We start from the raw sequence: 24976 nt of genomic DNA, 5'->3' as shown, positions 1-24976 counted from the left end.
GCGCTCCGGCCAGACTATGTGCCCGCCGGTCGCCGTGCACCTTCGTGCCGAACTCCGGAGATCCGGGGGGGAGTGCCGCTGGGCGACCCTGGAATCACGCGGCCGCGCGCGCCGGAGCATCCGCATCTCCGGAGTTGCGCACGCCAGAGTCAGTCGGCGGCCTCCTCGGCGCGGGCCGCGACCGCCGCCGTCGCCTCATCCGGAACGTAGCCGTCGACGTGGCGCTCATCGGGGCCGTTGTAGGCCGACAGCGGCCGGATGAGCGCGTTCGAGGCGAGCTGCTCCATGACGTGCGCCGTCCACCCGGTCACGCGCGCCGCGACGAACAGCGGCGTGAAGGTCGGCGTGTCGAAGCCCATGAGGCTGTAGGCGGGTCCCGACGGATAGTCGAGGTTCGGGTAGATGCCCTTGCGAGACAGGAACTCCGACTCGAGCTTGTCGTAGAGCTCCGCGACATCCGGCCGTTCGTAGTGCTCGACGAGCGTGTCGAGCGCCGCCTTCATCGTCGGCACGCGCGAGTCGCCGCGCTTGTAGACGCGGTGCCCGAAGCCCATGATCTTGCGCTTCTGCGCGAGCGCCTCGTCGAGCCACGGCACGACGTTCGACGCGTCGCCGATCTCGTCGAAGATGTGCAGCACGGCCTCGTTCGCCCCTCCGTGGAGGGGTCCCTTGAGCGCGCCGATCGCGCCGACGACCGCGGAGTACAGGTCGCTCAGCGTCGACGCGATGACTCGCGCGGTGAACGTCGAGGCGTTGAACGAGTGCTCGGCGTACAGGATCATCGACCGGTTGAACGCGTCGACCACGACGTCCTCGGGCATCTCACCGAACGTCATCCACAGGAAGTTGGCGGCGTAGTCGAGGTCGTCGCGCGGCTCGACGGGGTCGAGTCCGCGGCGGCGGCGCTGACCGTACGCGACGATCGCGGGAAGAACGGCGAACAGGCGGATGCTGCGCGCCAGGTTCTCCTCGGCGGAGCCGCTCGCGTCGAGCACCGAGCCGGCGCCGGCGAGGTCGCGCGCACCGATGAGGCTCACGGCGGTGCGGACCTCGTCCATCGGGTGTGCGTCGATCGGGACACGGTCGATGACGGCGCGAACATCGGCCGGAAGGGCGCGATACGAGCGCTCGACCGCGCGCAGCTGCGCGAGCTGCACCTCGTCGGGGAGCTCGCCGTGCCACAGCAGGTACGCGACCGCCTCGAACGGCTGCGTCGCCGCGAGCTCCTGCACCGGGTATCCGCGGTACAGCAGGGAGTTGGTCTCGGGGTTGACCTTCGAGATCGCGGTGTAGTCGACGACGACGCCCGCGAGTCCCTTCTTGATGTCCGGTTCGGTCGTCATGGTGCTCCTTCGCGGGTCAACGCTCGATGTGGAAATTGAAGACGTTCGTGTCGAAGCGGTTGTACGACTCGTAGTCGATGAGGTCGTACAGGTCGGCACGGTGCTGCATCTGGTCCAGCTTGCTTGTGAGGTGGCCCTCTTCGATGAGCGTATCCAGAGCGCCGGATGCCGCGCCCATCGCGATCCGCAGGAGCGAGACCGGCCAGATCACGATGTTCACGCCGACGTCGCGCAGCTGGTCCACCGAGAAGAGGTCGCTCTTCCCGAACTCCGTCATGTTCGCGAGGATCGGCACGTCGACCGCGGCGCGCACCGCGGCGAACTCGTCGAGCGTGCGCATCGCCTCGGGGAAGATCGCGTCGGCACCGGCGTCGACGAGCGCCTTGGCGCGGTCGATCGCCGCGTCGAGGCCCTCGACGGCGCGGATGTCGGTGCGCGCCATGATGAGGAAGTTCGGGTCGCGGCGGGCGTCGGCGGCGGCGCGGATGCGCTTGACCGCGGTGTCCTCGTCGACGACGGCCTTGCCGTCGAGGTGGCCGCACCGCTTGGGGTTGATCTGATCCTCGATGTGCGTGCCGGCCAGGCCCGCGTCCTCGAGCGTCTGGATCGTGCGGGCCACGTTCATCGGCTCGCCGAAGCCTGTGTCGGCGTCGATGATCGCCGGGAGGTCGGTCATGCGCGCGATCTGCTGCCCGCGCCCTGCGACCTCGGTGAGGGTCGTGAGGCCGATGTCGGGCAGCCCGAGGTCGGCCGACAGCACGGCACCCGAGATGTAGACGCCTTCGAAGCCCTTGCGCTCGATGAGGCGTGCCGACAGCGGGTTGAACGCGCCCGGGAACCGCAGCAGCTCCCCGGTCGCGAGCCGCTCGCGGAAGGCACGCCGCTTGTCGGCTGGCGTGACGGTCGAATAGAGCATCAGAACAGGCCCTTCGGCGCCGGCGCGCTCGCGAGGACGCCGGGCTTCGCGACGATCGAGAGCCGGCGCACCTCGTCGGCCGTGAGCCCGGGCAGGCGCTGGGCGAGCTCGAGGAACCGCTCGATCTCGTCGGGGTCGAGCACGGGCTCGGCCAGCAGGCGGAACTTGCGGACGTAGTCTTCGCGCACGAACGGCCGGGCGCCGAGCGGGTGCGCGTCGGCGACCGCGATCTCCTCGACGATCTCGCCCCCGTCGGCGAAGCAGATGACGACTCGCCCGCCGAAGGCCTTCTCGTTCGGGTCGTCCGAATGGTAGCGGCGCGTCCACTCGGGGTCCTCCTCGGTCGTGACCTTCTGCCACAGCGCGACGGTGTCGGGCCGCGAGGCGCGCTCGGGCAGATACGAGTCGACGTGATGCCACGTGCCGTCCTGCAGCGCGACGGTGAAGATGTACGGGATCGAGTGGTCGAGCGTCTCGCGCGACGCGGTGGGGTCGTACTTCTGCGGGTCATTCGCGCCCGAGCCGATCACGTGGTGCGTGTGGTGGCTCGTGTGCAGCACGATCGACTCGATGTTGTCGGGCGCGAACGCGTGCTCGGGGTGCTCGTTGTGGAGCTTGCGCGCGAGGTCGATCCACGCCTGAGCCTGGTACTCGGCGGAGTGCTCCTTCGTGTACGAGTCGAGGATGCCCCGCTTGGGCTCGCCCGGTGCGGGCAGGGGCACCTCGTACGAGGCATCCGGCCCGTCCAGCAGCCACGCGATGACGCCGTCCTCGCCCTCGTAGATCGGCGACGGGGACGTCTCGCCGCGCATCGCGCGGTCGACCGCCTCGACGGCCATCTTGCCCGCGAAGGCCGGGGCGTGAGCCTTCCACGTCGAGATCTCGCCCTTGCGCGACTGGCGGGTCGCGGTCGTCGTGTGCAGGGCCTGCCCGATCGCCTGGTAGATCGTCTCGACGGGCAGTCCGAGGAGCGTGCCGATGCCGGCGGCGGCCGACGGCCCGAGGTGGGCGACATGGTCGATCTTGTGCTTGTGCAGGCTGATCGCGCGCACGAGGTCGATCTGGATCTCGTAGCCTGTCGCGATGCCGCGCACGAGCGCGGCGCCGTCGGTGCCGACGTGCTGTGCGACCGCGACGATCGGCGGGATGTTGTCGCCGGGGTGCGAGTAGTCCGCCGCGAGGAACGTGTCGTGGTAATCGAGCTCGCGCACGGCGACGCCGTTCGCCCACGCGGCCCACTCCGGCGACGTGCGGCGCTCGAGCGGGCACCCGAACACGGTCGCTCCGTAGCCCGAGATCGACACCGCGTGGTCGAGCGCCTGCTGGCGCGCGGCGCTCACGGGCGCGCGGGTGAGGGATGCTGCGGCCACCGCCGCGTTGTCGATGACGCGGTTGATGATCATGTCGACGACGTCGGGCTCGACCTCGACCGGGTCGGCGGCGACTTCGGCGATCTTCCACGCGAGCTGGTCCTCCCGAGCGAGGCTCTCTTCGCTGCGGTGGACACGGACGTGATGCATGACGGTCATGCTCTTCCTTTCATGAGGCGCGACCCTGCGACCGGCTCAGGGGCCGGCGCGATGGCCCCGGTCGCTGAGCCTGTCGAAGCGGTGTGGTCGAGCGAAGCGAGGATGCTCGCGAGCGCGTTGTGCAGGTGCACATGCGTCGCGTGCGCGGCGAGCTCGGCGTCGCCGGCGGCGATCGCGCTCGCGATGAGGCGGTGCTCGGCGACCGAGGCCGCGAGTCGCTCGGGGTTGTCGCGCGCGAGCCGGCGCACGCGCACGAGGTGCGTGCGCACGGTCCGCAGGGCGGCGGTGAGGTAGTCGTTCGCGACGGCGGCGTCGAGCGCCGCATCGAAACGGGCGATGAGAGCGTAGTAGTCGTCGGTCGCGTCGGGACCGACGACGGATGCCGCCGCGAACTGCTCGGCGAGCGCGGCGAACTCCGCGCCGTCGCCGCGTTGCGCAGCCGCCCGGGCGGCGGACTCCTCGAGCGCGCGGCGCACCTCGAACAGGGCGCGGATGTCGTCGGCGTCGACGTCGGCGACGACCGTGACGCGAGGCGACTGCTGGACGACCAGCCCGTCGGCTGCGAGGCGTCCGAGCGCTTCGCGCAGGGGCGTACGGCTCACGCCGAGGCGCGTCGCCTGCTCGACCTCGGCGAGCACGGCTCCGGGCGGGAGGGCACCGGTCTGGATCTCCTCGAGCAGGGTGCGGTAGGCGCGGTCGCTCGCGCGCATCGGTCACCCCCTTCGTCGATCGCTCCTCAGTGTATACACAAAGGCGTCCGGATGCCGCATCCGGGGCCTCACAGAAGGCACAGCGTATACACGACCGGTCGTGGCGAGCGGCGCCGCTTTCGCCGCGATCAGGACATCCCGCCCAGACAGGACGATCCCGCGCGAATCGTCCTGCCCTCGCCAGATGTCCTGATGTCAGCGAGAGAGGGGGGCCCGACGCAGCGGGAGGGAGGCGCCGCACGGGCGCTACGCGCCCCGCTCCCCCGGCTTCCCGTACGAGCTGCGCTGCTCGATCACCGCGAGCGTGCACCGCGAGATGCACACGAGCCTTCCGGTGCCCTCCTCGACGATGCGGACCTCCCACACGTGTGCGCGCCGGCCGATGTTGATCGGCTTCGCCGTGCCGACGACCCATCCGCTCGTGAGCGGGCGGATGTGGTTCGCGTTGATCTCCTGGCCGACGACGTGGAACCGCTCGCGGTCGATCGCGAGGAAGCCGGCCCACGACGCGAGCGTCTCGGCGAGCGCGACCGACGCGCCTCCGTGCAGGACGCCGGCGGGCTGCACGGTGCGGTGGTCGACCGGCATCCGCCCCACCAGCGCGTCGTCGCGTATCTCGATGATCTCGATGCCGAGGTTGCGGATGAGCGTCTGCTCGGCCATCGCGTCGAAGTCGATCGGCGAGATGTCGCCGAACCACACGCTCTTCCGCTCCGGCTCCGCCTCGACCCCGTCGCGAAGCTCCTGCGTCACGACTCCTCGACCTCGGTCGTGCCCTCGAACAGACCGATGACGTTGCCATCCGGGTCGACGATCGCGGCCCACCAGCTCGTCGGAGTGATCTCCGACTTCTCGACCGCGACTGAGCCGCCGGATGCGCGGGCGGTGGCGATGACCTCGTCGATCGAGTCGACCTCGACGTAAGACCGAGGCTGCGTGAACCCCTCGCTGCGCGGCGCGAGGGCGCCTCCGCTGATCTTGTTGGGGGCCTGCCACATCGGGTACCCCTCGAAGCCGGGGACATCGGCGATCTGCCAGCCGAACAGGCGCGAGTAGAACTCCGTCGCCCGCGCGAAGTCGGTGACGGGGATGTCGACGTGAGTGATGTCGCCGTGGGCCATGGTCGTCCTCTCGTGGATGGAACTCGCACAGTCTCGCGCCTCGGAACCGGGCGCGACAACCCCTTGCGAGGCTACGCGAGTGCGGCCCGCAGTTCGCCGAGCGCGGGCAGCACGTCGCTGTCGGCGGGCAGCGCCTGCACGCACACATGATCGGCTCCCGCGTCGAGGTGGGCGCGCACCGCCGCCGCGAGCGCGGGCGCGTCGCCCCACGGCGTGAGCTCATCGACGATGCGGTCGCTGCCGTCGCCCGCGAGGTCGTCGTCGCCGTAGCCCGACTTCCGCAGCGTGCCGGCGTAGTTCTCGAGGGCCAGGTAGCGTCGCAGGATCCGGCGTCCGACGGCGCGGGCGGCCGCCGCATCCGTCTCGGCGATCACCATCTGCTCGGGCGCGAGCAGCGCGTCCGGCCCGAGCATCTCGCGGGCCCACCGCGTGTGGCGGGCGGGCGTGAGGTACGGGTGCGCGCCGAGCGTGCGCTCGGCCGCGAGCCGCAGGGTCTTGGGCCCGAGGGCGGCGAGCACTCGGCGCCCGGCGGGCACGCCTTCTGCGTCGAGGACGTCGAGGTACTCGCGCAGCGCGGTGAGCGGCTTGGCGCGGCGGGGGTCGGACTCGGAATGGCCCGACCCGACGCCGAGCACGAAGCGACCCGGATGCCGCGCCTCCAGCCGATGGAACGACGTGGCCGCCTCGCGAGGGTCGGCGCGCCAGATGTTCACGACGCCGGTCGCCACGACGAGGCTCTCGGTCGCGTCCAGACACGCCTCCGCCTCGGCGAGGTCCTCACCCGGGGATCCGCCGATCCACAGGGTCGTGTAGCCGAGGCGTTCGACTCCGGCCGCGAACTCGGGCGTGAGGCCGTCGCGCCGACGCCATACGCCGAACGTGCCGAGGGGGCGCGGGAGTTCGGTCATGCTCTCAGTCTCGCCGGAAACGGAGCGGGCGCGGCATCCGTCCCGCTCTGTGGAAGACGGATGCCGCGCCCGCGCGACGAGGTCGGATCAGCGCCCGGCGTGCACCTGCTCGTCGTGCGCCTCGATCTCGGCGTCGAGGTCCACCTCGGGGGTGTCCTCGGCACTGTCGTCGACGAACGGGAGGCCCTGGCGGGGAGCGTTGTACAGCTTCTCGTCGAGGATGCCCTCGCGCTTGGCGACGATCGTCGGCACGAGCGCCTGCCCCGCGACGTTCACCGCGGTGCGGCCCATGTCGAGGATCGGGTCGATCGCCAGCAGCAGGCCGACGCCTTCGAGCGGGAGGCCGAGGGTCGACAGCGTGAGCGTGAGCATGACGGTCGCACCCGTCGTGCCGGCGGTCGCGGCAGACCCGAACACCGAGACGACCGCGATGAGCACGTAGTGCAGCGGCGAGAGCTCGATGTTGAAGAACTGCGCGACGAAGATCGCGGCGATCGCCGGGTAGATGGCGGCGCAGCCGTCCATCTTGGTCGTCGCCCCGAAGGGCACGGCGAACGAGGCGTACGCGCTCGGCACGCCGAGATTGCGCTCGGTGACGCGCTCGGTCACGGGGAGCGTGCCGATCGACGAGCGGCTCACGAACGCGAGCTGGATCGCCGGCCACGCGCCCGAGAAGTACTGGCGGATCGAGAGGCCGTGCGACTTCACGAGGATCGGGTAGACGGCGAACAGGACGAGCGCGAGGCCGATGTAGATCGCGATCGCGAACCAGCCGAGCGATGCGAGCTTCTCCCAGCCGTACTTCACGACGGCGCTGCCGATGAGTCCCAGCGTGCCGATCGGGGCGATCCGGATGATCCACCACAGCACGCGCTGGATGACCTTGAGCGTCGACTCGACGAACGACAGGAACGGCTCGGCCTTCTTGCCGACGCGCAGGGCTGCGAGGCCGATGACGGCCGACACGACGATGACCTGGAGCACGTTGAACCCGACCGACGAGGCGACCGCGCCGGCCTCGGCGTCGAAGCTCGACGACACCTGGAGGCCGAGGAAGTTCTGCGGGATGAGACCGATGAGGAAGTTCCACCAGGAGCCGACCGTGTAGGGGTCGCTCGGCTCGAGGCCCTCGCCGGCGCGCGAGCCGGGCTGGATGACCAGGCCCAGCACGATGCCGATCGTCACGGCGATGAGCGCCGTGATCGCGAACCACAGCAGCGTCTGGCCGGCGAGGCGCGCGGCGTTGCGGACGCGGCGGAGGTTCGAGATGCTCGCGACGATCGCCGTGAAGATGAGCGGTACGACGGCCGCCTTCAGCAGCGTGACGTACGACGAGCCGATCACGTCGAGCGTCGCGGCGAGGCCGTTCGGGGCGCCCTCGGCGTCGGGCCCGATCCCGCGGGCGACGAGGCCCAGCACGATGCCGAGCACGAGGGCGACGAGGATCTGGAAGCCGAAGCTGCCGAGCAGCCTGCGCGGCGAGAAGCGCTTCGGCGCGGATTCGGTGTCCGCAGCGGCGGACGCGGTGGGGTTGCTCATGGTTCTCCGTGTTCGTGCCCGCGGGGCTGGGGCGGAACCTGGGGAGGGGCTCCGGCGGGCAGACCGGTGACGATCGTACGAATGCCTGACAGGGGGCAGGTGCTGTGTGACGCTGCGTGACGTCACACGCCGCCCGGTGAACGGGAGAAGGGGCGGATGCCGCGGCATCCGCCCCTTCTCATGAAGCCTCTGCGAGCTGCTCCTCGAGCCGGTCGATCGCCGGGCGCTGCCCCTTCACGAGCCTGCCCCGCGCCTCGTCGAAGCTCACCCACTCGACGCGGTCGACCTCGGGGAACGTCTGCGTGCGCCCCGACCGCGGCGGCCACTCCAACTCGAACTCGCCGAACTCGAGGCCGTCGAGCTCGAAGCTCGCCCCGTCGGCGACGAAGACCGTGACGCGCTTGCCTGAGGAGTACGGGAACGTGCCGAGCTCGGCGAACGGGCCCTCGGGCGGGTCGATGCCGAGCTCCTCGCGGAACTCGCGCTTGGCAGCGTCGAGCGCCGATTCCGAGTCCGCGTCGTACTCGCCCTTCGGGACCGACCACGCGCCCTCGTCCTTCGACGCCCAGTAGGGGCCACCCAGGTGCGCGATGAGCACCTCGGGCGCGCCGTCCTTCAGGCGGTACAGCAGGATCCCCGCGCTCGTGACGGCCATGGCTCCCACGATGTCAGGTCAGTCGCGCCTTCGGGGAGGACTCGTACGTCTTCTGCGGGTCGGTGATCGCGACGTCCGCGAGGGCCTCGTCGACCGCCGCCTTCACGGCGGGGTCGAGGGCGACCCCGGATGCCTTGACGCTGTCTTCGAGCTGCTCGGGGCGAGACGCCCCGACGATCGCCGCCGACACGTTCGGATTCGCGAGCACCCACGCGATCGCAAGCTGCGGCATCGTGAGGCCGGCATCGGCGGCGATGGGCTTGAGCCGCTGCACGGCCTCGAGCACGTCGTCGGCGAGGAAGCGCTTGATGAAGTTCGCACCCGACTCGTCGGTCGCACGCGACCCTTCGGGCAGCGGCCGTCCGGGCAGGTACTTGCCGCTGAGCACGCCCTGCGCCATCGGCGACCACACGATCTGCGAGATGCCGAGCTCCTGGCTCGTCGGGATGACCTTGCCCTCGATCACGCGCCACAGGGCCGAGTACTGCGGCTGGTTCGAGATGAGCTGCACGCCGTAGCTCTTGGCGAGCGCGTGGCCTTCGCGCAGCTGCTCGGCGGTCCACTCGGACGTGCCGATGTAGAGCGCCTTGCCCTGCCGGACGACGTCGGCGAACGCCTGGATCGTCTCTTCGAGGGGCGTCTCGTAGTCGTAGCGGTGCGCTTGGTAGACGTCGACGTAGTCGGTGCCCAGGCGTTTGAGCGAGCCGTTGATCGACTCGAGGATGTGCTTGCGGCTCAGGCCGTGGTCGTTCGGCCCCATGGGCCCCGTCGGCCAGTACACCTTCGTGAAGATCTCGAGGGACTCGCGCCGCTGCCCCTTGAGCGCCTCGCCGAGCACGGACTCGGCGGCGGTGTTCGCGTAGTTGTCGGACGTGTCGAAGCTCGTGATGCCGAGGTCCAGCGCCTTGTGCACGGTCGCGATCGCGGCCTCGTTCGCCACCTGCGACGCATGCGTCAGCCAGTTGCCGTACGTGATCTCCGAGATCTTGAAGCCGCTGTTTCCGAGGTACCGATACTGAACCATGCGCACAAACGTAATGGCGAAGCGGATGCCGGAACCGCCCGCTCACGCCGGACGGAGCCCACTCTTCGGGACTCGCTTCGGACTATTCACAAATTCGTGAAACGCGCGTAAGGTGACGCGGCATGGCGACAGTCATCCGCACGAGCGGACTGCACAAGCACTACGGGCGCGTCCGCGCGCTGGACGGACTCGACCTGGAAGTCTCCTCCGGTCAGATCCACGGCTTCCTCGGCCCGAACGGCGCCGGCAAGTCGACGACCATCCGCGTGCTCCTCGGTCTCGCGCGAGCGACGAGCGGCGAGGCGCTCGTGTTCGACCGCGATCCGTGGCGCGACGCCGTCGCGCTCCATCGCCGGATCGCGTACGTTCCGGGCGACGTGAGCGTGTGGCCCAACCTCTCCGGCGGAGAGGCGATCGACTTCCTCGCACGGCTGCGCGGCGCCTCGCGTCGCGATGCCGTGTACCGCGCCGAGAAGCAGCGGCTGCTCGAGGCGTTCCAGTTCGACCCGCGCAAGAAAGGCCGCGCGTACTCGAAGGGCAACCGGCAGAAGATCTCCCTCATCGCGGCTCTCGCCGTACCGGCCGACCTCTATGTGCTCGACGAGCCCACGAGCGGCCTCGACCCCCTCATGGACGTCGTCTTCCGGCGCGAGGTCGCCCGCGTACGGGACGCGGGAGCGACGGTCCTGCTCTCGAGCCACATCCTGTCGGAGGTCGAGCAGCTGTGCGATCGCGTGTCGATCATCCGCGCGGGTCGCATCGTCGAATCGGGAACGCTCGCCGATCTGCGTCACCTCACCCGCACCGAGGTGTCGTTCGAGGCGGACGACGCGACCGCGCTCGACGGCATCGTGGGCGCCCACGATCCGGCCTATGAGGCCGGCCGCGCCCGCTTCACGGTCGACAGCGACGCCGTGGCATCCGTGCTGCCGGAACTCGCCCGCCGCCAGGTGGCCGGCCTTCGCGTGCAGCCTCCCACGCTCGAGGAGCTCTTCCTGCGGCACTACGGGGAGGACGTCGCGGCTGAGCAGAACGGCGAACGCGAGCGAGCGCGCGTGTCGTCGACGTCGGGGCGGTGACGATGGGACTCGGCACACTGTGGGCGCAGCGCGTGCGGCGCGACTGGCGCCAGCTGCTGATGTGGACGGTCGGCACCGGACTCCTCGCGTACCTGTCGTACGTCGGCGTCTCCCAGTCCTACGGCTCCGAGCAGGAGCGCGCGTCGCTGCTCGCGGCGGCCGTCGCCAATCCCGTGATCCTGCTGTTCCGTGGGCTGCCGTCGGGAGCCGACGAGGGCGCATTCATGGTCTTCCTCATCATGCCGTGGCTGGCTCTGCTGGCCGCCTTCATGAGCGCGTTCCTCGCCGTGCGGCACACGCGCGGCGACGAGGAGGCCGGGCGGGCCGAGCTCGTGTCGGCGACCCCGGCGGGACGCATGATGCCCGTCGTCGCGACCGCCCTCCACGGCATCGGGGCGAACGTGGTGCTGGGCGCTCTCGTCGCCGTCGCCTACATCGCGGTGGGCCTCGACCCCGCCGGAGCCGTCGTCGCGGGCGCCGCCGCAGCCTGCGTTGGGGTGTGCTTCCTCGGCGTCGGACTCGTGTGCGCCCAGCTTCTGCGCACGTCGCGCGCCGCGAACGCTACCGCGGTGTGGATCACGCTCGCGGCTTTCCTCGTATCGGGCATCGGCAACGCGATCGGCACGCCGAGCGACGACCTCTCCCACGTCGAGAGCTCCGGGTTCGCGTGGGCGTCGCCGTTCGGTTGGGCCGAGAACACCCGCGCCTTCGACGAAGACCTCTGGTGGCCGGTGCTCCTGGGGCTCGCCGCGGGGTTCGTGCTCGCCGGGTCGACGATCGCCCTCGCTGCGGCGCGCGACCTCGGTGAGAGCTTCATCCCCGCTCGGCGCGGGCGGACCGAGGCATCCGTCGCCCTGTCATCGCCGACCGCGCTCGTGTGGCGGCTCACGCGTGGCGCCATCATCGGCTGGCTCGTCGGCGGACTCATCGCCGGGGTCATGTCGACGTCGCTCGCATCGATCGTCGAGGAGGTGGGCGCGTCGAACCCCGCGATCGAGGAGATCGTCCGCCAGATCTCCGGCGACGCAAGCGTCGAGCAGGGAACGATCACGACGTTCTTCACGATGCTCGGAGTGCTCGCCGCGTGCTGCGCGGTGCAGGTCGTGTGCCGCGCACGTCAGGAGGAGGCACACGGAACCGCGGAGATCGTCCTCTCGGCGCCGGTCGCGCGCGTGCGCTGGCTCGCCGACTACCTCGCCGTGGCCGCGGTCGGAATCGTGCTCGTCGTCGCGGCCGCCATCGGCGGTGCCGCGCTCGGGATCGCCGCGCGCGGCGGCGACGGGGACCTCATGCTCACCGTCGTCGTCACCGGCGCGGGGCAGGCGATCGGCGCATCCGTCTTCCTCGTCGCGACCGCGCTCGCCTTCGTGCTCGTGCCGCGCATCACCATCCCGCTCGGGTGGTCACTGGTCGTCCTCGGCATGACGCTGGGTCTCTTCGGTCCGCTTTTCGGGTTCCCCGAGTGGCTCGTGCGGGTGTCACCGGTCGCCGTGACGCCGATCGTCGACGGCGACACGATCGACGTGCGCGGGCTCTGGTGGCTCGTGGGCGCCGTCGCGGTCGGAGCCGTCGCCTCGCTCGGGCTCATGCGTCGTCGAGAGCTCGCAACAGGAGGATAGATTCGGGGAGGGGGGAGCATGAGCGACGAGCACGCGGGGATCGACGCCGCCGAGCAGGGCGCGGCCATGCTGGCCGCGGCCGGTATGCCGCGGATGCCGGCGCGGGTCATGATGGCGCTGGTCGGATCCCCGGACGAGGGCTACACCGCCGCGGAGCTCGCCGATCGACTCGGGGTGTCGGCCGCCGCGGTCTCGGGGGCCGTGCGGTACCTGCAGTCGATGCGCATCATCCAGAGGCTCTCGAAGCCCGGCGATCGCCTCGCGCGCTACGACCTCATGGACGACGGGTGGCGTTCGATGGTCGTCGCGAATGCACCGCTGTATGCGAAGCTCGGCGAGTTCCTCGACGCGATCGCGGACGAGAACACGGATGCCCCGGCATCCGTGTCGCGCGCACGCGACATGGCCGCGTTCCTTCGGTACCTCGCCGAACGCATGCCCGAACTCGTCGAGGAGTGGGAGAGCCGCCGACGCTGATGCGCCGGCCTTGAGCCCGAACGCCGCCGACGCCGGCGGTGGGCCTCACGGCAGACCCACCGCCGGCGGGGTCAGTTGACCGACGCGGTCTCGTCGGCCGGCTCGCCCTCGGCGCGGGCGGTCGCCTCCTCGGCCTCGACGCGGAACTCCTCGTCGAGGTCGATGACGGCCTGCTCGAACTGCGAGTTGTACAGCCGGTAGTACGCGCCCTCGGCGGCGATGAGCTCGTCGTGCGTGCCCTTCTCGACGATTCCGCCGTTCTCCATCACGAGGATGAGGTCGGCGTCGCGGATCGTGGAGAGGCGATGTGCGATCACGAACGACGTACGTCCCTTCCGCAGCGCCGCCATGGCGTGCTGCAGCAGGAGCTCGGTGCGCGTGTCGACCGAGCTGGTCGCCTCGTCGAGGATCAGCACGGACGGCTGCGCGACGAACGCGCGCGCGATCGTGATGAGCTGCCGCTCGCCCGCCGAGATGTTCGACGCGTCTTCGTCGAGCAGCGTGTCGTAGCCGTCGGGCAGAGAGTGCACGAACCGGTCGACGTACGTCGCCCGCGCGGCCTCGAGGATCTCCTCGTCGGTGGCGTCGGCGCGCCCGTAGCGGATGTTCTCGCGGATCGTGCCGGCGAACAGCCACGGGTCCTGCAGCACCATGCCCGTCTTGGCCCGGATGTCGCGTCGGGTGAGCTCGGCGATGTTCTGCCCGTTGAGGAGGATGCGGCCGCTGTCGAGCTCGTAGAACCGCATGATGAGGTTCACGAGCGTCGTCTTGCCGGCACCCGTCGGCCCCACGATCGCGACGGTCTGGCCCGGCTCGACCCGGAACGACAGGTCGTGGATGAGCGGCCGGTCGGGCGAGTAGGAGAACGACACGTTCTGGAACTCGATCGTCCCGTCGCCCTCCACCGGGACAGGGGCGTCGGGGGCATCCGGCTCCTGCTCCTGCTCGTCGAGGAACTGGAACACGCGCTCGGCGGATGCCGTGCCCGACTGGACGACCGCGGCCATCCCACCGAGCTGTGCGAGCGGCTGCGTGAATTGCTGCGAGTACTGGATGAACGCCTGCACATCGCCGAGCCGCAGCTGGCCGCCGGCGACCATGAGCGCGCCGAACACCGCGATGCCCACGTACGTGAGGTTGCCGATGAACATCATCGCGGGCTGCATGATGTTCGCGAGGAACTGGGCTTTGAACGAGGCCTGGTAGAGCTCTTCGTTCTCTTCTCGGAAAGCCTCGCGAGCGGCCTGCTCGCGACCGAACACCTTGACGAGCGCGTGCCCCGAGAAGGACTCCTCGACGCGCGCGTTGAGGCGCCCCACCTTGCGCCACTGGATGCCGAACGCCTTCTGCGAGCGCGGACCGATGACGCCGAACAGGATGCCCATGAGCGGGAAGCTCACGAGCACGACGAGCGTGAGCTGCCACGAGATCGACAGCATCATGATGAGCACGCCGACCACGGTCAGCACGCTCGTGAGCGCGCCCGAGAGCGACTGCTGCATCATCTGCGTGATGTTGTCGATGTCGTTCGTCACACGCGAGATCACCTCGCCGCGCTGCACGCGGTCGAAGTAGCGCAGCGGCAGGCTGTTGATCTTCGCCTCGACCTGCTCGCGCAGACGCCACATCGTGCGCACCATGATCACGTTGATGACGTAGCCCTGCAGCCACATCAGCAGCGACGACGCGAAGTACAGCGCCAGCACGAGCAGCAGCACGCGGCTCAGCGCGAGGAAGTCCACGCCGGCGCCGGGCACGAAGTTCTGCATCGCCTCGACGATGTTCGCGAGGTCCTGCTGGCCGGCGTCGATGAGGCCCTGGACGACCTGCTCCTTCGTCGCGCCCGCGGGCGCCAGCGACGAGACGACGCCCTCGAACAGGATGTTCGTCGCCTCACCGAGCACCTTCGGCGACAGCACGGCGAGCACGACGCCGATCGCGCCGAGGAGCGACACGAAGCCGAACGCCCATGCGTGCGGCTTGAGCAGGCCGATGAGCCGGCGGAACGAGGGCCAGAAGTGGGCGGGCTTGCCGGGCGCGACGCCGCCGCTCCAGTCGTCGGCGGCCAAGCGGGCCTGTTCGGCGAGCTCGAGCTCGAGCTTCTCCTCTTCGGTGAGCTCGCGCTCGGCGCCGCGGCCGCGGCGGGTGGCTGTCTTGTCGGTGCTCATCGAGCCGCCTCCACTCCGAGCTGGGATTCGACGATCTCCTGGTAGGTCTGGCACGTCTCGAGCAGCTCGTCATGCGTGCCGAGTCCGACGACGCCGCCGTCGTCGAGCACGACGATGCGATCCGCGTCGGTGATCGTCGAGACGCGCTGCGCGACGACGATCTTCGTGACGTCGGGCAGCTCTCTCCACAGCGCCTGCCTCAGTCGCGCATCCGTCGTGAGGTCGAGTGCCGAGAACGAGTCGTCGAACACGAGCACGCGCGGGTTGTGCACGATCGCACGGGCGATCGCGAGTCGCTGCCGCTGGCCCCCCGACACGTTGGTGCCGCCCTGCGCGATGCGCGCGTCGAGGCCGCCCTCCATCTGGCTCACGAAGTCGCTCGCCTGCGCGATCTCGAGCGCGCGCCACAGCTCGGCATCCGTCGCCTCCTCGCGACCGAACCGCAGGTTGGTCGCGACCGTACCCGAGAAGAGGAAGGGCCGCTGAGGAACGAGGCCGATCGTGCTCCACAGCGCGTCGAGGTCGGCCTGGCGCACGTCGACGCCGCCGACGAGCACCGCGCCACCCGTGACATCGAACAGCCGTGGGATGAGCGACACGAGCGTCGTCTTGCCGGCGCCGGTCGAGCCGACGATCGCCACGGTCTGGCCGGGCTCGGCACGGAAGCTCACGCCCGACAGGATCGGATGCTCGGCGCCGGGGTACGTGAAGGTCACGTCGCGGAACTCGACCGCGCCCGGCTCGGGCTGCTCGGCCACGCCGTTCACGGGACGCTCGAGCGTGCTCTGCGAGTCGAGCACCTCGCCGATGCGCTCTGCCGACACGGATGCGCGCGGGATCATCAGCGTCATGAAGCTCGCCATCATGACGCCCGACAGGATGATCATGACGTACTGCATGAACGCGAAGAGCGTGCCGATCTGCACCTCGCCCGCGTCGACCTGGATGCCGCCGAACCAGATCACTCCGACGACGGTGACGTTGAGGATCAGCATGATCGCCGGGAACAGCACGACGAACAGCGAGCCGACCTTGCGGCCGACGACCATGATGTCGGTGTTCGCCGCGCGGAAGCGCTCCTCTTCGATGGGCTCGCGCACGAAGGCTCGGATGACGCGGATGCCGGTGAGCTGCTCGCGCATCACGCGGTTCACGGCGTCGAGCTTCAGCTGGTAGGTGCGGAACAGCGGCACCATGCGGCTGATGATGAGCGCCGCGACGACCAGCAGCACGGGCACCGCGACCGCGATGATCCACGACAGGCTCACGCTCTGCTCGATCGCGAGGATGATGCCGCCGATCGCGAGCAGCGGCGCCGAGACGAGGAAGGTCGCCGCCATCATCGCGAGCATCTGCACCTGCTGCACGTCGTTGGTGTTGCGCGTGATGAGCGAGCCCGCGCCGAAGCCCGTCACCTCGCGCTCGGAGAAGCCCGAGACCCGCGCGAAGATGTCGTCGCGCAGATCGCGTCCGGCGCGCATGGCGGCCTTCGCCGCGAGGTAGGTCGCGATGACCGACGCGACGATCTGCCCGAGCGAGACGGTGAGCATGAGGACGCCGGTGCGCCAGATGTATTCGGTGTCGCCGCGCGACAGGCCGTTGTCGATGATGTCGGCGTTGAGGCTCGGGAGGTAAAGCATCGCGAGCGCGGAAGCGAACTGGAACAGCAGCACGCCGAGCAGCAGCCACACGGAGGGCTTGAGGTAACGGACGAGGAGCTTGGCCAGCACGATGACTCCCGGGGGCGGCGAGGGGAAGACGGCGTAGCCCCGCAGAGGGGGCACGAGTTGAAGGGATGCGGGATCAACCCTGGCACGCACTCCAGACATTCATCAGGTGCGTTCACCGAGGGCGAAACGATTCAGCAGCGGATGCCTCGGCCGCGGCATCCGAGCTCAGGTAACACGATATATCGCGTTACGCCGTCATCACGCCTCGAGCGGCGTCTCCGCGGCGACGCGCTCGTCGTCCTCGGTGGCGACGAGCTGCCCGCAGGCACCGTCGATCTCCTTGCCGCGCGTGTCGCGGAGCGTGGTGGGGATGCCGGCGTCGTTGAGGCGGCGCACGAACTCGTCCTGCACGTCGCGCTCGGACGCGGTCCAGATCGATCCCGGCGTCGGGTTGAGCGGGATCGGGTTGACGTGCACCCACCCGCGGCCGCGCGCGTTGAGCTTCTCCGCGAGGAGGTCGGCGCGCCACGCGTGGTCGTTCATGTCCTTGATGAGGGCGTACTCGATCGAGACGCGGCGGCCGGTCTTGTCGAAGTACGCGCGCGCGGCATCGAGCGCCTCATCGACCTTCCAGCGCGAGTTCACGGGGATGAGCTCGTCGCGCAGCTCGTCGTCGGGCGCGTGCAGCGACAGCGCGAAGGTCACCGGGATGTCCTCGTTCGCGAGCTTCGTGATCGCCGGCACGAGGCCGACGGTCGATACGGTGATCCCGCGCGCGCTCATGCCGAGCCCGTGCTCCTTGTCGACCATGACGCGCACGGCCTGCATGACGCGCGCGTAGTTCGCGAGCGGCTCCCCCATGCCCATGAACACGATGTTCGTGACGCGCTCGCCCTTGTGGCCGACGCGTCGCGGATCGCCCAGTCCCCCGTCCGCGATGAGACGGTTCGCGCGCACGACCTGCTCGATGATCTCGGCCGCCGACATGTTGCGCGTGAGGCCCGCCTGGCCCGTCGCGCAGAAGGGGCAGTTCATGCCGCATCCGGCCTGTGACGACACGCACAGCGTGATGCGCCCCGGATACCGCATGAGCACCGACTCGACGAGGGCTCCGTCGTGCAGCTTCCACAGGAACTTGATCGTGTCGCCGCGGTCCGTCTCGAGGCGCCGCACCTCGGTCAGCAGCGGCGGGAGCATGCCGTGCACGAACTCCTCGCGACCCGCCGCGGGAAGATCGGTCATATCGGCCGGATCGTGGGTCCAATGCGTGAAGTAGTGCTTCTCGAGCTGCTTCGCGCGGAACCCGGGCATACCGAGCTCCTTCACCTTCGCGATGCGCTCGGCGGGTGTGAGGTCGGCGAGGTGCACGGGAGGCTTGCCGCGCTTCGGGCTCGCGAACTGCAGCAGCGGGCGGCCCTCGGCGTCCTTCTGCTGCGTCCACCCCTCGGTGGTCGGACGCACCTGGGTCGCCTCTCGCACCCGCGGGGTCGCCGGACGCGTCTCACGGGCAGGCGGGCGCGACGAAGTCATGGATTCCAGGGTAGGCGACGCGCCTGCGCGAAACCTGGTCGGCCCGAACGCGCACTCCCGCACGCGTCGCGCCGGGTCTACCGTGATACTCGACGGGCGGAGCGGGGAGCGGTGAGATGGATGTCGCGGAGCGGGCCGAGCTCGACGCGCTGAGGCGCCGGGCGTACGGTCCCGCGGCAGAGACCCTCGGAGCGGACGAGCTGGCACGCCTGATCGAGCTCGAAGACAGGGTGCGCGCCGAGCACGCGCAAGCCGCTCACGCCGCGAACGACGCGGGGCCGGTGGCGGATGCTCCGGCTGGCGGCGCGACGTACGACGCCCAGGCCACGGGCGACACGACCGCCCCGGTCGACGCGGGCTCCGCGGGCGTGCAGGTGCTCGCGCGGCCGGCCGAGACATCGGCGGCGGAGCGGGACCGCTCGGGAGAAGGCGGGGGCGAGGCATCCGGTTCGTCGGGGTCACCCGGGTCGTCCCGTTCACCCGGTTCGCCTGCTCAGCCCCTCGAAGCAGCCCAGTCGAAGGGCTCGCGTCGCCGCACGCTGATCGTGGCCGGAATCGCGGTCGCCGTCGTGGCCGCCGCCGTGATCGGCTCGAGCATCGTGCAGAACCTCCTGCGCGATGCGGGTCCCGCGACCGACGTCGACTACGTGGAAGCCCCCGAGGCGTACTCGTTCACACGGGATCTCACGTCGAAGATCCTGCTGCGAATCCCTCTCGACGGGTCGTTCGGCAGCTTCGTGGATCTGCCCGACTCGGACGCGCCGGAGATCCCCACGAGCGGCACGGTGCAATGGGTCGAGCCGCTCGGCGAGTACTACGGCTGGAGGGTGTGGATCGCCGGCGCCGATGGCGCGCTCCAGCGCGAGCACTGCGTCGTCGTCGAGCGCGAGGACCGCGCACGCGGGCGCTGCGTGCCGGCCGTGCTGCGCAGCGAGAGCGCGCTGGTCGTACCGATCCCCTACGCGTGGATCCCGGCGGACGAGCGACCCCGGGAGATGACGCCCGGGCAACGGCTCGGCTTCTGGTGGGGCGGGACGAACGCCGTCATCGTCATGATCGGCGACACGCCCCAGCCGCGCTGACTCAGCCGACGATCGGGATGCGGATGCCGTCGAACTCCGGCCCCCCTCCGATGAGCACGAGCTCCACGTCGGAGTCGTCGTCGAGACCCTCGACCTGGGCGACGTTGCCGCGCGGCCCGATGTCCATCGTGCAGACCTGGTCGGCGGGAGGCTCCTGGAACGTGACGGTGACCTCGGCCTCGCCGGTCGCTTGAACGTCCTCGATCACCGGCGGGCACGACGACGAGCCCCACGTCAGGATCACGAACTGGCCGTCCTCGTCGGTCCACCCGGCGGTCGGCTGGTAGTCGGTCGGGCCGTCGGGCATCGGCAGGTCGACGCCGTCCAGGTCGGTGTCCTCATCGAGCCCCTCCCCCTTCGCGACGATGCGCAGGCCGGCCGACGGGTCGACGGGCTCGGGCAGGCCGACGAGCGTCACACGCGGAACGAGGTCGCGCGTGCACGGCTGGGCGCGGTCGCCGGGCACGACGAGCGTCACGGTCAGCACGCCGTCCGCCAGCTCGACGTCGTCGGCCACCGGCACGCACGTCGACGATCCCTGCGTCACGATGCCGACCATGCGGCCGCCGTCGAGCCACGCGGCCTCGATGTCACCGTCCGACCCCGACCCGTTCGCGGGCGATTCTCCCGCGGACTGGTCGGCCGGCGACGGGGTCACCGCGCCGGGATTCGTGGCGCACCCGCCGAGCAGGGCGGCGAACAGCAGGGTGGCGGCGGCGAGGGTCACACGGCGAGTCGACGACATGCCTCGATCATCCCGGAGCCGGCCGAGCGTCGCCAGGGAGTCCGATCACGGCTCGATAACGCGGATGCCGCGGCATCCGTCACTGCAGAGCGGACGTGAGCCGTGCGAGGTTGTCGAGGACGGTCGAGCGCAGCGGCTGCTTCTCCCACTCCTCGATCGTGAGCTCGCGGCTGAGGTCGCGGTACTCCTGCTCGACCTCGCGCATCTCGTCGATGAACTCGGTGCCGCGCACGAGCATCGAGATCTCCATGTTGAGACCGAACGAGCGCATGTCCATGTTGCTCGACCCGATGATCGCGACCTCGTCGTCGATCGTCATGGACTTGGAGTGCAGGATGAACGGCTTGCGGTACATCCAGATGCGCACGCCCGCTCGCAGCAGCGTCTCGTAGTAGCTGCGCTGCGCGTGGTAGACCATCGCCTGGTCGCCCTCTTCCGACACGAACAGCTGCACGTCGAGCCCGCGGTGGCACGCCGTCGTGATCGCGAGCAGGAGCGCCTCGTCGGGCACGAAGTACGGGCTCACGATGATGACCTTGCGCTGCGCGTAGTACATGAGCCCCGCGAACAGGCGCAGGTTGTTCTCGAACTCGAATCCCGGCCCCGACGGCACGATCTGGCAGTCGAGGTCGCCGGGTCCGGACTTCACGTCGAACAGGTCGATCTCGTCGGTGAGCACTTCGTCGGTCTCGCTGTACCAGTCCGAGAGGAAAACGGCGTTGACGGATGCCACGACCGGCCCCTCGAGGCGCACCATGAGGTCGACCCAGTGGAGCCCTCGGCGGATGTTCTTCTTGAGGTTGTAGGTCGAGTCGGTCACGTTCTGCGACCCCATGAAGGCGACCGCGCCGTCGACCACGAGGAGCTTGCGGTGGTTGCGCAGGTCGGGACGCTGGTACTTGCCCTTGAGCGGCTGCACGGGGAGCATGAGCCGCCACTGGGCGCCCATGCGGTCGAGGCGCTTGAGCGTCTCCTTGTAGAACGGCTTGCCGCGGTTCGCCCAATGGTCCAGCAGCACCCGCACGGTCACGCCGCGTGCGCAGGCCTCCTCCAACGCCCGGAACAGGTTGTCGGTCGAGGCGTCGGACTGGAAGATGTAGAACTCGACATGCACGTACTTCTGGGCGGTGCGGATCTCCTCGGCCATCGCGTCGAGGCTCGACTGGTAGTCGGAGATGAGGTGCGCGGCGTTGTCGCCCGTGATCGGCATCGCGCCGAGCTTGCGGTTCAGGGTCACCATCGACGTGAACCAGTCGGGCTGACCGGGCCGCAGCGACCCGAGCTCGAGTGAGGCGCTCGTCTCGCGGATGTACGCGTTGATGCGCTCCTGTTTGAGCCGGCGCTTGCGCGGCAGTCGCGGGTTGCCGATCAGCAGGAACAGGAAGACGCCGATCAGCGGGATGAAGTAGATCGCGAGCAGCCATGCCATCGCCGCCGTCGGACGACGGTTGCGCGGCACGACGATGATCGCCGCGATGCGGATCGCGAGGTCGAAGACGAAGACGATGATCAGCCACCAGCTCGCGTCGAACGTGATGCTGATCACAGATCCCCCTTCCCCCAGCCGAGATCACCAGCGTAGTGGGAGGGACCCTCACGGGCCGGAGAGGCTCACTTCGCGTCGGCGACGGGCGGAAGTCCGCGCTTCGCGCGCTCCTCGGCCTCGATGCGCGCGTACTCGCGACGCTCGTTGCGGTCGGCGCGGACCACGCTGCGCAGGACGAAGAAGAAGATGGCGCTGACCACGACGGTCGGCAGCAGCGACCAGATCACGGCGAGCCAGTAGTTGTCCACAGACCAAGGATACCGGCGACGCCTCCTGCACAGCCCCGCCCCGGTCACGACCTTCGCCCACGCCGACGCGATCGCGGATGCCGTGCCCGCCGGCTCGGGGATCGTCGGCGTATGACCACGACGACGATCATCACCGCCGGCAGTGCCGCGGAGTTCCTGTCCCTGCTCCCCCGCATGCTCGGCTTCCGTCCGCGGCGAAGCCTCGTGCTCGTGCCGTTCACGCGCACGCGCACGCTCGGCGCGATGCGCTTCGACCTGCCGGATGCCGACGCCGACGACGTCGAGGCGTACGCGGCGACGTGCGTGGGCATGGTGTGCCGCGTGGAGTCCGCCGAATCCGTCGCGCTCGTGGTGTTCGACGATGCGCCGTTCGACGCCGACGGCACCCCGCCGCGCGATGAGCTGGCGCGCGCACTGGTGTCGAAGGCCGACGCGTGCGGGCTGCGGATCGTCGACGCGCTGTGCGTCGCATCCGATGGATGGGGCTCGTTCGTGCGACCCGAGCTGTCGCCGCGGTCGCTCGCCGAGCTCGAGGTCGACCCGTTCGGCGCCGAGCAGCTCGCCGAGCCCGACGGCGACCAGTGGTCCGGCAGTGACCTTCCCGAGGTCGATGACACGGATGCCGCGGCGGTGGAGTCCGCGCTCGAGGCGCTCGCCGGCGCCGTCGTCTTGCTGTGCTCGGACGCGGCGCTCGACGAGACGGAGCGCGTCGATCCGCGGGCGCTCGACGCCGCGGTGGCGCTCGACGACCTGCCGACGCTCTTCGAGAGGATGCTCGCGTGGGACGCGACGCGGCTCGAGCCGTTCGACGTCGCGACCGCGGCGTGGTGCCTCTCGCGACCCGCGCTGCGCGACATCGCCCTCGTCGGGTGGACCGCCGGACCCGAGCGCGGCGACGAGGCGCTCGCCGCGCAGCTGCGCTGGGAGAAGGGCGAGCCGTACCCGGCCGAGCTCGCGCAGATCATGTGGGGCGAGGGCGCTCAGCCCGAGCCGCGTCGCCTGCTCGATGCGCTCGCGGTGATCCGTGCGGTGGCCGCCCTCGCGCCGGCGTCGCACCGGGCAGGGCCGCTCGCCGTGTGCGCGTGGCTGTCGTGGGCGGCGGGCCGATCGACCCACGCGGCGTCGTACGCGAAGCGGGCCGTCGAGATCGAGCCCGAGCACGGGCTGGCCGAGATCGTCCTGTCGTTCGTGACGGCGAACCACCTGCCCGACTGGGCGTTCTCACGCCCGTGAGGTCACTTCACGAGGGGGAACAGGATCGTCTCGCGGATGCCGAGCCCCGTGAGCGCCATGAGCAGCCGGTCGATGCCCATGCCCATGCCGCCGGTGGGCGGCATGCCGTGCTCGAGCGCGCGCAGGAACTCCTCGTCGATGCGCATCGCCTCGAGATCGCCCCTCGCCGCGAGCTTCGCCTGCTCGACGAAGCGCTCGCGCTGGATGATCGGGTCGACGAGCTCGGAGTACCCCGTCGCGAGCTCGAACCCGCGCGTGTAGAGGTCCCACTTCTCGACGACGCCGGGGATCGAACGGTGCTCGCGCACGAGCGGACTCGTGTCGAGCGGGAAGTCCATCACGAACGTCGGGCGGGTGAGCGAGGGCTTCACGAAGTGCTCCCAGAGCTCCTCGACGAGCTTGCCGTGGATCGGATGCGGCGGCAGCTCGAGGCCCTCGGCCTCCGCGAGCGCGACGAGCTCGTCGAACGGCGTCTCGGGCGTGATGCGGCGGCCCGCGGCATCCGACAGAGAGTCGTACATCGGAAGGCGGTCCCATTGACCGCCCAGGTCGTACTCGGTGCCGTCGGCCAGCGTGACCGTCGTCGAGCCGGTGACCGCGATCGCCGCGTTCTGGACGAGCTCCTGCGTGAGGTCGGCGATGCCGTTGTAGTCGGTGTACGCCTGGTACGCCTCGAGCATCGCGAACTCGGGGCTGTGCGTCGAGTCGGCGCCCTCGTTGCGGAAGTTGCGGTTGATCTCGAAGACCCGCTCGATGCCGCCGACGACGGCCCGCTTGAGGTAGAGCTCCGGGGCGATGCGCAGGTAGAGGTCGGCGTCGAACGCGTTCGAGTGCGTGATGAAGGGGCGAGCGGATGCGCCGCCCGGCTGCACCTGCAGCATCGGGGTCTCGACCTCGAGGAAGCCGTGCTTCGCGAACGTCTCGCGCAGGCTCGCGTTGACCTTTGCGCGCGCGACCACGGTCTCGCGCGCACGCTCGCGCACGATGAGGTCGAGATACCGACTGCGAACGCGGCTCTCTTCGCTGAGCTCGCGGTACATGTTCGGCAGAGGCAGGATCGCCTTCGAGGCGATCGCCCACTCCGAGACCATGATCGACAGCTCGCCGCGGCGACTCGAGACGACCTCGCCCTTGACGAAGACGTGGTCGCCGAGGTCGACGAGCTCCTTCCACCGCTGGAGCGACTCCTCGCCCACGACCGCGAGCGACACCATCGCCTGGATGCGGCTGCCGTCACCGGCCTGCAGCGATGCGAAGCACAGCTTGCCGGTGTTGCGGCTGAAGACGACGCGACCCGAGACCGCCGCGATCACCCCGGTCTCGGCGCCGGCCTCGAGGTCGCCGAAGCGCTTGCGCAGGTCGGGGATCGTGTCGGTGATCGGCACGGCCACCGGGTAGGCGCCGCCCGCGGCATCCGCACGCTCCGCGATCAGTCGCTCGCGCTTGCCCAGCCGGACGGCCTTCTGTTCGAAGACCTCTTCTTCGGTCGGCTCGGCGGGCGCGTCGTTCTGCGCGTTGGCGTCGGTCATGGGGGCTCCTCAGAAGGCGGACCCTCAAGTCTATCGACGGCCTCCTGCACGCCCGATGCGGGCGAATCACACGGATGTGACTTCCCGTCGGAAGTGGGCTATGGTCTCGGGCAATCGCCAACTGTGATAGGGGAAGCGAGGACGACATGGCGAAGCAGCAGCAGAAGAAGCCCGCGAAGATGTCGCTCAAGGAGAAGCGCGAACAGAAGCGGGCGAAGGCCCAGGAGGGCATGGTCCGGGTTCGCAAGGGCTCGTAGCCGCAGCGGACCGAGCGGGCGCAACGGCGCGCTCGACTCCCGCGCCCA

The 24976-nt window shown here is 69.9% G+C and carries 23 protein-coding genes; 6 read left to right on the top strand and 17 right to left on the bottom strand.

Annotation, left to right across the window (positions count from 1 at the left end):
* Positions 1-149: 149 nt before the first annotated feature.
* From VNR19_RS16395 to VNR19_RS16350, 10 genes are all read right to left on the bottom strand, one after another.
* Entirely contained in the window at positions 150-1343 is a 1194-nt protein-coding gene (locus tag VNR19_RS16395; protein ID WP_325728343.1) for a bifunctional 2-methylcitrate synthase/citrate synthase, read from the bottom strand.
* A gap of 16 nt (positions 1344-1359) precedes the next feature.
* On the bottom strand, positions 1360-2259 hold the full coding sequence (gene prpB / locus VNR19_RS16390; RefSeq protein ID WP_325728342.1) for a methylisocitrate lyase: 900 nt from the start codon (positions 2257-2259) through the stop codon (positions 1360-1362).
* Entirely contained in the window at positions 2259-3788 is a 1530-nt protein-coding gene (locus VNR19_RS16385; RefSeq protein WP_325728341.1) for an MmgE/PrpD family protein, read from the bottom strand. Before VNR19_RS16385 ends, prpB begins: the two co-directional genes overlap by 1 nt.
* Positions 3785-4498: a GntR family transcriptional regulator gene (locus VNR19_RS16380; RefSeq protein ID WP_325728340.1), complete on the bottom strand. Its 714-nt coding sequence runs from the start codon at positions 4496-4498 to the stop codon at positions 3785-3787. Before VNR19_RS16380 ends, VNR19_RS16385 begins: the two co-directional genes overlap by 4 nt.
* Before the next feature lie 246 nt (positions 4499-4744).
* Complete coding sequence (locus VNR19_RS16375) at positions 4745-5251, bottom strand: hotdog fold thioesterase (RefSeq protein WP_325728339.1); 507 nt, start codon at positions 5249-5251, stop codon at positions 4745-4747.
* The gene (locus VNR19_RS16370; RefSeq protein ID WP_325728338.1) at positions 5248-5619 is read right to left on the bottom strand and encodes a VOC family protein; all 372 of its coding nucleotides are present in this window, start codon (positions 5617-5619) and stop codon (positions 5248-5250) included. The genes VNR19_RS16375 and VNR19_RS16370 overlap by 4 nt, the downstream gene beginning before the upstream one ends.
* Positions 5620-5690: 71 nt before the next feature.
* Positions 5691-6527 carry a TIGR03620 family F420-dependent LLM class oxidoreductase gene (locus VNR19_RS16365; protein ID WP_325728337.1) on the bottom strand — a complete coding sequence of 279 codons (837 nt, stop codon included), beginning with the start codon at positions 6525-6527 and terminating at the stop codon, positions 5691-5693.
* 87 nt (positions 6528-6614) lie between these two features.
* Entirely contained in the window at positions 6615-8066 is a 1452-nt protein-coding gene (locus VNR19_RS16360) for a dicarboxylate/amino acid:cation symporter (protein WP_325728336.1), read from the bottom strand.
* Positions 8067-8244: 178 nt separating this feature from the next.
* Positions 8245-8721, bottom strand: coding sequence for an NUDIX hydrolase (locus tag VNR19_RS16355; RefSeq protein ID WP_325728335.1), 477 nt, complete (start codon positions 8719-8721; stop codon positions 8245-8247).
* Positions 8722-8734: 13 nt separating this feature from the next.
* On the bottom strand, positions 8735-9745 hold the full coding sequence (locus VNR19_RS16350) for an aldo/keto reductase family protein (protein WP_325728334.1): 1011 nt from the start codon (positions 9743-9745) through the stop codon (positions 8735-8737).
* A gap of 122 nt (positions 9746-9867) precedes the next feature.
* Here VNR19_RS16350 and VNR19_RS16345 point away from each other — a divergent pair, with 122 nt between their 5' ends.
* The 3 genes from VNR19_RS16345 to VNR19_RS16335 are packed head-to-tail and all read left to right on the top strand — an operon-like array spanning position 9868 to position 12920.
* Complete coding sequence (locus VNR19_RS16345; protein ID WP_325728333.1) at positions 9868-10824, top strand: ABC transporter ATP-binding protein; 957 nt, start codon at positions 9868-9870, stop codon at positions 10822-10824.
* Positions 10825-10826: 2 nt separating this feature from the next.
* Positions 10827-12443 (top strand): ABC transporter permease, encoded by a 1617-nt coding sequence (locus tag VNR19_RS16340; RefSeq protein WP_325728332.1) that lies wholly within the window; start codon positions 10827-10829, stop codon positions 12441-12443.
* Between the two features lie 18 nt (positions 12444-12461).
* On the top strand, positions 12462-12920 hold the full coding sequence (locus VNR19_RS16335) for a GbsR/MarR family transcriptional regulator (protein ID WP_325728331.1): 459 nt from the start codon (positions 12462-12464) through the stop codon (positions 12918-12920).
* Between the two features lie 71 nt (positions 12921-12991).
* Here VNR19_RS16335 and VNR19_RS16330 read toward each other — a convergent pair whose 3' ends face one another.
* The 3 genes from VNR19_RS16330 to rlmN form a co-directional block, all read right to left on the bottom strand.
* Positions 12992-15088 (bottom strand): ABC transporter ATP-binding protein, encoded by a 2097-nt coding sequence (locus VNR19_RS16330; RefSeq protein ID WP_325728330.1) that lies wholly within the window; start codon positions 15086-15088, stop codon positions 12992-12994.
* The gene (locus VNR19_RS16325; RefSeq protein ID WP_325728398.1) at positions 15085-16818 is read right to left on the bottom strand and encodes an ABC transporter ATP-binding protein; all 1734 of its coding nucleotides are present in this window, start codon (positions 16816-16818) and stop codon (positions 15085-15087) included. The genes VNR19_RS16330 and VNR19_RS16325 overlap by 4 nt, the downstream gene beginning before the upstream one ends.
* A gap of 198 nt (positions 16819-17016) precedes the next feature.
* Positions 17017-18288 (bottom strand): dual-specificity RNA methyltransferase RlmN, encoded by a 1272-nt coding sequence (gene rlmN / locus VNR19_RS16320; protein WP_325728329.1) that lies wholly within the window; start codon positions 18286-18288, stop codon positions 17017-17019.
* 116 nt (positions 18289-18404) lie between these two features.
* Here rlmN and VNR19_RS16315 point away from each other — a divergent pair, with 116 nt between their 5' ends.
* Positions 18405-19370, top strand: a complete 966-nt coding sequence (locus VNR19_RS16315; RefSeq protein ID WP_325728328.1) for a hypothetical protein — start codon at positions 18405-18407, stop codon at positions 19368-19370.
* A gap of 1 nt (position 19371) precedes the next feature.
* Here the strand turns inward: VNR19_RS16315 and VNR19_RS16310 are convergent, their stop codons facing one another.
* From VNR19_RS16310 to VNR19_RS16300, 3 genes are all read right to left on the bottom strand, one after another.
* Entirely contained in the window at positions 19372-20115 is a 744-nt protein-coding gene (locus VNR19_RS16310; RefSeq protein ID WP_325728327.1) for a hypothetical protein, read from the bottom strand.
* A gap of 79 nt (positions 20116-20194) precedes the next feature.
* Complete coding sequence (gene cls, locus VNR19_RS16305; protein WP_325728326.1) at positions 20195-21661, bottom strand: cardiolipin synthase; 1467 nt, start codon at positions 21659-21661, stop codon at positions 20195-20197.
* Between the two features lie 65 nt (positions 21662-21726).
* Complete coding sequence (locus tag VNR19_RS16300; protein ID WP_325034104.1) at positions 21727-21909, bottom strand: hypothetical protein; 183 nt, start codon at positions 21907-21909, stop codon at positions 21727-21729.
* Here VNR19_RS16300 and VNR19_RS16295 point away from each other — a divergent pair.
* On the top strand, positions 21902-22024 hold the full coding sequence (locus VNR19_RS16295) for a hypothetical protein (RefSeq protein ID WP_325728325.1): 123 nt from the start codon (positions 21902-21904) through the stop codon (positions 22022-22024). The two genes, VNR19_RS16300 and VNR19_RS16295, sit on opposite strands and share 8 nt — an antisense overlap.
* Positions 22021-23142: a DUF4192 family protein gene (locus VNR19_RS16290; protein WP_325728324.1), complete on the top strand. Its 1122-nt coding sequence runs from the start codon at positions 22021-22023 to the stop codon at positions 23140-23142. The genes VNR19_RS16295 and VNR19_RS16290 overlap by 4 nt, the downstream gene beginning before the upstream one ends.
* A gap of 2 nt (positions 23143-23144) precedes the next feature.
* Here VNR19_RS16290 and lysS read toward each other — a convergent pair whose 3' ends face one another.
* Entirely contained in the window at positions 23145-24671 is a 1527-nt protein-coding gene (lysS, locus tag VNR19_RS16285; RefSeq protein ID WP_325728323.1) for a lysine--tRNA ligase, read from the bottom strand.
* Positions 24672-24976: the final 305 nt, after the last annotated feature.

Origin of the sequence: Microbacterium sp., assembly GCF_035556355.1 — a bacterium.
GTDB lineage: Bacteria > Actinomycetota > Actinomycetes > Actinomycetales > Microbacteriaceae > Microbacterium.
This window is presented reverse-complemented; position numbering and strand designations above follow the sequence as displayed.

Bases quoted from the DNA above. Each gene is read 5' to 3' on its own strand.
- VNR19_RS16395 (WP_325728343.1), bottom strand. From the start codon at position 1,343: ATGACGACCGAACCGGACATCAAGAAGGGACTCGCGGGCGTCGTCGTC.
- prpB (WP_325728342.1), bottom strand. From the start codon at position 2,259: ATGCTCTATTCGACCGTCACGCCAGCCGACAAGCGGCGTGCCTTCCGC.
- VNR19_RS16385 (WP_325728341.1), bottom strand. From the start codon at position 3,788: ATGACCGTCATGCATCACGTCCGTGTCCACCGCAGCGAAGAGAGCCTC.
- VNR19_RS16380 (WP_325728340.1), bottom strand. From the start codon at position 4,498: ATGCGCGCGAGCGACCGCGCCTACCGCACCCTGCTCGAGGAGATCCAG.
- VNR19_RS16370 (WP_325728338.1), bottom strand. From the start codon at position 5,619: ATGGCCCACGGCGACATCACTCACGTCGACATCCCCGTCACCGACTTC.
- VNR19_RS16365 (WP_325728337.1), bottom strand. From the start codon at position 6,527: ATGACCGAACTCCCGCGCCCCCTCGGCACGTTCGGCGTATGGCGTCGG.
- VNR19_RS16360 (WP_325728336.1), bottom strand. From the start codon at position 8,066: ATGAGCAACCCCACCGCGTCCGCCGCTGCGGACACCGAATCCGCGCCG.
- VNR19_RS16355 (WP_325728335.1), bottom strand. From the start codon at position 8,721: ATGGCCGTCACGAGCGCGGGGATCCTGCTGTACCGCCTGAAGGACGGC.
- VNR19_RS16350 (WP_325728334.1), bottom strand. From the start codon at position 9,745: ATGGTTCAGTATCGGTACCTCGGAAACAGCGGCTTCAAGATCTCGGAG.
- VNR19_RS16345 (WP_325728333.1), top strand. From the start codon at position 9,868: ATGGCGACAGTCATCCGCACGAGCGGACTGCACAAGCACTACGGGCGC.
- VNR19_RS16340 (WP_325728332.1), top strand. From the start codon at position 10,827: ATGGGACTCGGCACACTGTGGGCGCAGCGCGTGCGGCGCGACTGGCGC.
- VNR19_RS16335 (WP_325728331.1), top strand. From the start codon at position 12,462: ATGAGCGACGAGCACGCGGGGATCGACGCCGCCGAGCAGGGCGCGGCC.
- VNR19_RS16330 (WP_325728330.1), bottom strand. From the start codon at position 15,088: ATGAGCACCGACAAGACAGCCACCCGCCGCGGCCGCGGCGCCGAGCGC.
- rlmN (WP_325728329.1), bottom strand. From the start codon at position 18,288: ATGACTTCGTCGCGCCCGCCTGCCCGTGAGACGCGTCCGGCGACCCCG.
- VNR19_RS16315 (WP_325728328.1), top strand. From the start codon at position 18,405: ATGGATGTCGCGGAGCGGGCCGAGCTCGACGCGCTGAGGCGCCGGGCG.
- VNR19_RS16310 (WP_325728327.1), bottom strand. From the start codon at position 20,115: ATGTCGTCGACTCGCCGTGTGACCCTCGCCGCCGCCACCCTGCTGTTC.
- VNR19_RS16290 (WP_325728324.1), top strand. From the start codon at position 22,021: ATGACCACGACGACGATCATCACCGCCGGCAGTGCCGCGGAGTTCCTG.
- lysS (WP_325728323.1), bottom strand. From the start codon at position 24,671: ATGACCGACGCCAACGCGCAGAACGACGCGCCCGCCGAGCCGACCGAA.